The sequence below is a fragment of the Limimaricola cinnabarinus LL-001 genome, assembly GCF_000466965.1.
Taxonomy (GTDB): Bacteria; Pseudomonadota; Alphaproteobacteria; order Rhodobacterales; family Rhodobacteraceae; genus Limimaricola; species Limimaricola cinnabarinus.
Window position 1 is genome coordinate 1 of the sequence record NZ_BATB01000105.1, and the last position, 7,342, is coordinate 7,342.

Consider the following 7,342-nt stretch of genomic DNA (forward strand, 5'->3'; position numbering starts at 1 on the left):
CTACCTGCCGGGATGTGACACCGATCTCGTCTCGGGCCTGAGGCCGCGGGGCCATTGAGCCCCGCTCGTTTGCTGAGGCTGCGTGGCGGGTTCAGGCGCTGTCCTTCATGATTGCCAGATACTCGTCGCGCGTGGCGATGCGGGGATTGGTCGCGTGGCAATGGTCCAGCAGCGCCTCGCCCGCGACCTTTTCCATCATGTCGGGCGTCACGCCCATCGCGGAAAGGCCCGAGGGCATCCCGATACGCTCATTGAGCTGTGCGATGAAGGCGTCAGGCGCCATGCCCATCCGGGCCTCGAGGACATCCCATTTGGACCCGATGCTGCCGCGGTTGAAGCGCAGGACCGCCGGGGTCAGCACCGCGTTCAGTGTGCCGTGGTGCAGGTTCAGCTCGTGGATCGCGCCAAGCGGGTGGGTCAGCGCATGGACGGCGCCCAGGCCCTTCTGAAAGGCCATGGCGCCTTCCAGCGCGCAGACCATCATGTCGCGGCGCGCGTCCCGGTCCGATCCGTCAGTCACGGCGCGTTCGATGGCGCCCAGGCCGGCGTCCAGCCCGTGCAGCGCGATCGCGTCCGCCGGCGGGTTGAAAGACGGCGCCATGAACGTCTCGAGGCAATGCGACATCGCGTCCATCCCCGTGGCGGCGGTCAGTCCGGCGGGCAGGCCATAGGTCAGCTCGGGATCGCAAAGCGCGATCGAGGGCAGGTTGTAGGGCGACAGGATGCCCAGCTTGCGGCCGCTCTCCATGTTGATGACCGCCGCACGCCCCACCTCGGACCCGGTGCCCGAGGTGGTCGGAATCGCGATCATCGGGGCGATCTGGCCATGGATCTTGCCGACGCCGCCGTTGATCGCCGCATATTGTTCCAGCGGCGGCTGATGGCCGGTCAGGACGCGGACCGCCTTGGCCAGATCCAGCGACGAGCCACCCCCGAGTCCCACGATCCCGTCGCAGTCCGCCTCGCTATAGGTCGCGAAGGCTTCCATGACGGCAGCCTCGGTCGGATTGGGCGGGGGTGCCATCGAAGATCACTGGATCTTGCAGCAGCCCCGCGATGCGGCCGACGAGGCCGGTGCCGACCAAACCCTTGTCGGTGCAGATCAGCGGGCGTTTCACGCCCAGCTCATTCAGGAAGTCGGGTAGGCGGACGATCTCGCCCTCACCAAACTCGATACGCGTCAGATATGTTATTCGTGCCATTGGGAATGACCCTTTCTTTGGAAATCTTGCGTTGTGACGGGCCCGCTCAGGCTGTTTTGTGCCGCCGGACAAGGCGCCGCAGCGCAAGGACGGGTGGCAGTAGCCAGACGGTCAGTGTGATGATGCCCAGCACGGCGGCGATCGGCCTGGTGAAGAAGGCTGTCAGCCTGCCGTCGCTCATCAGCATCGAGGTCATGAAGTTCTGCTCGACGATCGCGCCGAGAACGACGCCGAGCACAAAAGGTGCAGCGGGGTAATCGTTGGCATTCATGATCCAGACGAGAACGCCGATGGCGCACAGCGTCCACAGATCGAAGAGAGCGTTGTTGGTGGCAAAGGTGCCAATGATGCACAACAGCAAAATGGCCGGGTAGAGAAAGCCGGCCCGCACGGACAGCACGCGACGGGCGGCCATGATCGCGACGATGCCGAGCGGCAGGATCAGAAGGTTTGCCAGGATGAAGACGATATAGATCGCGTTTATGAGGTCCGGCGAGGTGACGAAGACCAGCGGTCCTGGTTGAAGACCCTTGATCAGCAGGACGCCGATGACGATTGCGGTGATCGAATCCCCGGGAATGCCGAAGACCAGCGCGGGGACATAGGCCCCAGCAAGCGCGGCGTTGTTCGCCGAGCCAGCGCCGATCACCGCTTCCGAACTGCCGCGCCCGTATTTCTCCGGGTTACGCGAGAAGCGCATGCTGATCGCATAGGCGATCCAGGCCGCAATGTCGGGTCCTGCGCCGGGCAACGCACCGATCACAGTGCCCAGAAACGAGCCCCGCGCCAGCGGCACCTTGTGACGCCACAGGGTGCCGCCCTGTCCCTTCACGATGGCACCCGCCCCGATCCGGGGCAGGTCGACTTGCTTCCGGATGCCGGACTGCGAACTGCGCATGATCTCGGCAATGGCGAAGGCGCCGATCAGGACCGCAATAAGCGAGATACCCGCTTGCAGGTCGACAAGCCCGAAGGTGTAGCGCGGCGTTCCCGTCACGACATCGAGGCCTATCAGCGTCACGAAGACACCCAGTGCCAGCGATACAGCTCCCTTCAGCTTGTCCGCGCCCGCGACCAGCGTGGCGCAGGACAGGCCCAACAGGGCGAGCCAGAAATATTCGTAGCTGGAGAAGGACAGCGCGAAATTCGCCAGTTGCGGCGCAACCAGGATCAGGACCGCCGTCCCGACCAACCCGCCGACCACAGCCGCGAACATCGAGTTGCCGAGCCTTTGGCCATCTCGCCTCGCTCGCTCATCGCTTGCAGCTCGTTCATATAAGCGGCTGAGGCCGGTGTGCCCGGGATCCGAAGGAAGGCGGCGGGGATGTCGCCCGCGAAGATGGACATTGCCGTGCAGGCGACGATGGCTCCGATGGCGGCTACGGGCGATAGAGGGAAGGTCAACGGCACCAGCAACGCCGCCGCCATCGTTGCGCTGAGGCCGGGTGTCGCGCCCACGAAGAGGCCGAAGACCGCCCCTAGCCCAATGGCCGCAAGCACCTCCCATGAGGCGACAAGCGTCATCGCCTGGATGAAGTTATCCACCTTGTGTCCTCCTCAGAAGGGCAGCGGAACGGGACCGATCGGCAGCGGCACGCGCATCACGGCCGTAAAGAACAGATAGATCGCCACGGAAAAGCAGATGCCGAAGGTCAAGGCAGCCAGCGGCCCCGTGCGCCACAGGACGGCGTAACCGATTATGAGCAGCGCGCTGATGGGTATCGTTCCCAGGACATGAGCAAAGAGGGCGAACGCGATGATCGCGCAAGGGACATAGATCAAACGTGCGATTTTCAGGGGGTCGGCCGCCCAAGGCGGCTGCTCCCATCCGCCGATGCCGCCGGCACGGATCGCCCCACGGGCCGAGACCAGTCCGCCCAGCACCATCAGCGCCGCCCCCATGATCTGGGGAAAGAGGCGCGGTGACGCGCCACCCGCCACATCGGGGAAGCCTTGAGCCTTGATGATCGCAAGTGCCCCGAGAATCAGGACCGCGAGACCCGTCCAGAAGTCCGGAAGTTTCACGATTGCGCACCCCTATTCAGTGCGCTGCGCTAGGCCGATGGCCTGCAGCGTTTCCCCGAAGGACTGTTGGGTCTGGGTAAGAAACTCGCCGAATTCCCCCCCGGCCATGTAGCGAGCACCGTAGCCTTGCTTCGCCATGAAGGACTGGAAGTTGTCGCTGTTGTAGACGGCCTCGACCGCGTCTTCCAGACGGGCGACGACTGCCTCGTCCATGCCGGCGGGGCCGACAACGCCGCGGAAGTTGCCGCCCGAGAAGGGCGTGCCGGTCGCCTCGGCGACGGTCGGCACATCCGGGAAAGTCGCCACGCGCTCATCGGCAAAGACCGCCAGCGGCACGGACCTGCCGGCCTGCATCATCGCCTGACCCTCCGGCAGGGACGAGTTGATGATCTGCACACCCCCTGCTGCAAGGGACTGAAAACCCGGCGCGGCGCCCTGCGATGGCACCATCGTCACCTGCAGCGGGTCGATCCCCTGCGATTGCAGGAAGCCGGCAAAGGCCAGATGGAATGCCCCGCCGACGGACGAGCCGGACATCTTGTATTCGCCCCGCTCCGAGTTCCTGATCACCTCTAGCGCCGCATTCGCGTCTTGCCAGCCGCTGGAGGTGGACACATGGAACGCGCCCGGATCGACATTGACCAGCCCGATGGGAGTCACCTCCTTGGCGGTCAGGTCGGCGTTTCCGGTCCAGTAGTAGCCGAGAAGATCGGCGGACGCGAAGCCGATCGTGTAGCCGTCTGCGTCGGCGTTGACCATCGCGGTATGGCCGATCACACCCGAGCCGCCGTCACGGTTCACGACCGTCACGTTGACACCGAGTTCCTCCTCAAGGCCGGCGGCCACAGTGCGGGCAATGGCGTCGGTGCCGCCGCCAGCGGCCCACGCCACGATCATCGTGATCCCGCGCTCAGGATAGTCGGCAAGGGCGGCCCCGGTCGACAGGGTAAGGACCGCCGCGGCGGTGATGGTGTAGCGCATGATATCTCCTCCCTCAGGTAGACAACAGGTTCAGTTTTTCAGGACATGCCTCTTCAGGCTCTGCCGCGTGAACTGGATCGTATCCAGCATCGCAGCGGACGCGTCCTCGGCGCGCCCTTCCCGGATCGCCTCGAGGACGCGCCGGTGATTCTCAAGGTTTAGGGCGAAAATCTGCCGGTGATCAGCGGCGGCCACGTTGAACAGGATGCCCAACACGGCATCGATCGCAGAATCGAAGGCCATCAGGATCGGATTGCCCGTCGCCTTCAGGATCGCCATGTGAAATTCGCAGTCGGCCGCGATCGCCGCCTCGACATCGTCGGCCTCGGCGGCGACAGCCATCCCCTCGTAGCCAGCGGCAATGGCCGATACCTGCGCCCGCGTGGCGCGCCGTGCAGCCAAGGCTGCGGCCTGCGGCTCTAGAACGCCGCGCGCCTCGTCGATGGCGGCGATCAGCACTGCGACATCGGCGGCGTTCTGCATCATCCAGCCCAGCACTGTCCGGTCCAGAACATTCCAGCACTGCTGCGGCCGCACGCTTGTGCCGGCGCGGGTGCGGACCTCCAGCATTCCAAGGGTCACGAGGCAACGAACAGCTTCGCGGATGGTCGAACGACTGACACCTAGTTCCTGCGCCAGGTCGGATTCGACGGGCAGTGTCGCGCCGACGGGATAGGTGCCGTCGGCGATTCTCTGGCCCAGGACGTGCAGGGCTCCTGCCGTGCGACCGACCTGCGCGCTGTCCGGACCTGCAATGTGTTGAACGCCCATGCCATCTCCTCTAATTAATCCTATCAATAGCTTGCTTCATCTGATAAATCAAGTTGCGTCTTTACCGGCGCTGGCTTACCACCCACCGCAAGGCCACCGGGCGGCCTGCCTCATCGAAAGGCCAAGTGGCAGGCCGACATCTCGCAGGCAGCAAGCCGTCGTCGAAATCGATCAGAGGAGATCCGACATGACCCACATCCCCCACGGCGACCACTGGATCGCAGGCCGCAAGACCCGCAGCGAGGGGCGCTTCTCTTCGGCCCCGGCCACCGGCACGTCGCACGAGTTCTCGGCCGGGACCCCGGCGCTGGTGGCCGAGGCCTGCGCCGCCGCCCATGCCGCCTTCCCCGCCTTCGCTGCCACCACCCGCGAGGAACGGGCCAAGCTGCTTGAGACCATCGCGGGCGAGATCGAGGCCCGCGGCGAGGCGATCACCGCCATCGGCAGCGCCGAGACCGGCTTGCCCGAGGCGCGCCTTCAGGGTGAGCGCGGCCGCACCACCGGCCAGCTGCGCCTGTTCGCAGACCACATCCGCAAGGGCGATTACCTCGACCACCGGCATGATGCCGCGCTGCCGGACCGCCAGCCGCTGCCGCGCCCGGACCTGCGCATGATCCAGCGCCCAATCGGGCCGGTCGCAGTCTTCGGCGCCTCGAACTTCCCGCTGGCCTTCTCGGTCGCGGGCGGCGACACCGCCGCCGCGCTGGCCGCCGGCTGCCCGGTCGTGGTCAAGGGCCACAGCGCCCATCCCGGCACGGGCGAGATCGTCGCAGACGCCATCGCCGCCGCCATCGAGAAGCTGGGCATGGACCCGCGCATCTTCTCCCTCGTCCAGGGCGGCAAGCGCGAGGTCGGCGAGGCGCTGGTCCAGGACCCGCGCATCAAGGCGGTGGGCTTCACCGGAAGCCTCGGCGGGGGGCGCGCCCTCTACAACCTCTGCGCCGCACGGCCCGAGCCGATCCCGTTCTTCGGCGAGCTCGGCAGCGTCAACCCGATGTTCGTGCTGCCCGAAGCGGCGCGCGCCCGCGGCAAGGCGCTCGGCGAGGGCTGGGCGGCGAGCCTGCTGATGGGCGCGGGCCAGTTCTGCACCAATCCGGGCATCGCGGTCATCATCGACGGCCCCGACGCAGACGCCTTTGCCGAGGCGGCCCGCGCCGCGCTGGCCAATTCCCAGCCCCAGGTCATGCTGACCGACGGCATGGCCGAGGCTTATCGCCAGGGCGCCGCCCGCGTCGCGGCGGGCGCGGGCGTGCGCGCGCTGCTGGCGCAGGACTGCTCGGGCCGCACCTCGCTGCCCTATCTCTTCGAGGTCTCGGCCGCCGACTTCCTCGGCAACCACGAGCTGGCCGAGGAGGTCTTTGGCCCTCTCGGCGTGATCGTGCGGGTGGGGGACGCCGCCCAGATGGAAGAGGTTGCGGCCAGCTTCGGCGGCCAGCTGACGGTGACGCTGCAACTTGACGACGGGGATGCGGACTTCGGCCGGCGCCTTCTGCCGATTGCCGAACGGGTGGCGGGGCGGGTGCTCTGCAACGGCTTCCCGACGGGGGTCGAGGTGGCCGATGCGATAGTCCATGGCGGGCCCTACCCGGCCTCGACCAACTTCGGCGCGACCTCGGTCGGCACCCTCTCGATCCGCCGCTTCCTGCGCCCGGTCTGCTACCAGAACCTGCCCGACGCCCTGATCCCCGAGGACCTGCGGTAGGCATGCTCTCGCCCACGCTGCCGGGCAGAAACTGGCGCACCTGCGCCCGTGTTACTACCCGGCAGCCCCGGGGTCGTCATGAACCAAGTGAGGAGAACAGCATGACGGAAGTAATTCCTGCAGTGGTCCCGGCCGCGGCCTGAGGCACTTTGCCGCCTCGGCGCAGGACATGACCCCCGGCAGCATCTACATCGTCGAAGTCGCCTCAACCTCGGGCCAGTTTGAAACGCTGGAGAGGCGCTGCTTGTCGCCTAACTGGCCAAGGAGGACCACTTCTCCCGTCACATGGGCACGTCCCCACGTGCATTTGCAGAAACGGCTTACGAACCGTCTGCGGCAATGGATTTTGCCCTCTGAACCAGATGCAGCGGGTTGACGGCTTTCTGTCTCGAGGCCCGTGATCGGCTATGTCATGAATGACGGCTTCATACCGGACGGTAGACGCCCTCCCGGTAATCTCGTTGCGGGTAACGCTAACGTCCGGTCTAAGGAAACCGCACGATGGCGGCTGGGGCGGCTCGACCGGCAGCTTTGGGCCGAGTGCGCAGATACGAGCCTCAATGTGCAGTCGTCCCCTTATCAGGCGGGACGGATCGACGCGAAGAGCCCAAAGCGGTCAGTAGGTCGAAAGTGCGCCTATCTAGGGTCAGGATTCATAACC

At 66.1% G+C, this 7,342-nt stretch carries 8 protein-coding genes; 1 reads left to right on the plus strand and 7 read right to left on the minus strand.

The genetic code is table 11. The features are described from left to right. Positions 1 to 91: 91 nt before the first annotated feature. From MBELCI_RS17885 to MBELCI_RS17905, 7 genes are read right to left on the minus strand one after another with little or no spacing between them, the layout of a single operon-like run. Positions 92 to 988: an iron-containing alcohol dehydrogenase gene (locus MBELCI_RS17885; protein WP_268744208.1), complete on the minus strand. Its 897-nt coding sequence runs from the start codon at positions 986 to 988 to the stop codon at positions 92 to 94. After that, entirely contained in the window at positions 966 to 1,202 is a 237-nt protein-coding gene (locus MBELCI_RS22400; RefSeq protein ID WP_268744209.1) for an iron-containing alcohol dehydrogenase, read from the minus strand. Before MBELCI_RS22400 ends, MBELCI_RS17885 begins: the two co-directional genes overlap by 23 nt. Positions 1,203 to 1,248: 46 nt before the next feature. Then, a complete protein-coding gene (locus tag MBELCI_RS17890) occupies positions 1,249 to 2,418 on the minus strand; it encodes a tripartite tricarboxylate transporter permease (RefSeq protein WP_500778224.1) in 1,170 nt (389 codons plus the stop codon). Next, a complete protein-coding gene (locus MBELCI_RS23010) occupies positions 2,373 to 2,747 on the minus strand; it encodes a tripartite tricarboxylate transporter permease (RefSeq protein WP_500778225.1) in 375 nt (124 codons plus the stop codon). The genes MBELCI_RS17890 and MBELCI_RS23010 overlap by 46 nt, the downstream gene beginning before the upstream one ends. A 12-nt stretch (positions 2,748 to 2,759) precedes the next feature. Next, entirely contained in the window at positions 2,760 to 3,227 is a 468-nt protein-coding gene (locus MBELCI_RS17895; RefSeq protein WP_045320473.1) for a tripartite tricarboxylate transporter TctB family protein, read from the minus strand. A 12-nt stretch (positions 3,228 to 3,239) separates the two neighbouring features. Further along, positions 3,240 to 4,208 carry a Bug family tripartite tricarboxylate transporter substrate binding protein gene (locus MBELCI_RS17900; RefSeq protein WP_021695661.1) on the minus strand — a complete coding sequence of 323 codons (969 nt, stop codon included), beginning with the start codon at positions 4,206 to 4,208 and terminating at the stop codon, positions 3,240 to 3,242. A 30-nt stretch (positions 4,209 to 4,238) separates the two neighbouring features. Beyond that, positions 4,239 to 4,979, minus strand: coding sequence for a FadR/GntR family transcriptional regulator (locus MBELCI_RS17905; protein ID WP_052512777.1), 741 nt, complete (start codon positions 4,977 to 4,979; stop codon positions 4,239 to 4,241). Between the two features lie 187 nt (positions 4,980 to 5,166). On the opposite strand from MBELCI_RS17905, the gene MBELCI_RS17910 reads away from it, so the two are divergent. Continuing rightward, a complete protein-coding gene (locus tag MBELCI_RS17910) occupies positions 5,167 to 6,681 on the plus strand; it encodes an aldehyde dehydrogenase (NADP(+)) (RefSeq protein ID WP_021695664.1) in 1,515 nt (504 codons plus the stop codon). The last annotated feature ends 661 nt before the right edge of the window (positions 6,682 to 7,342 follow it).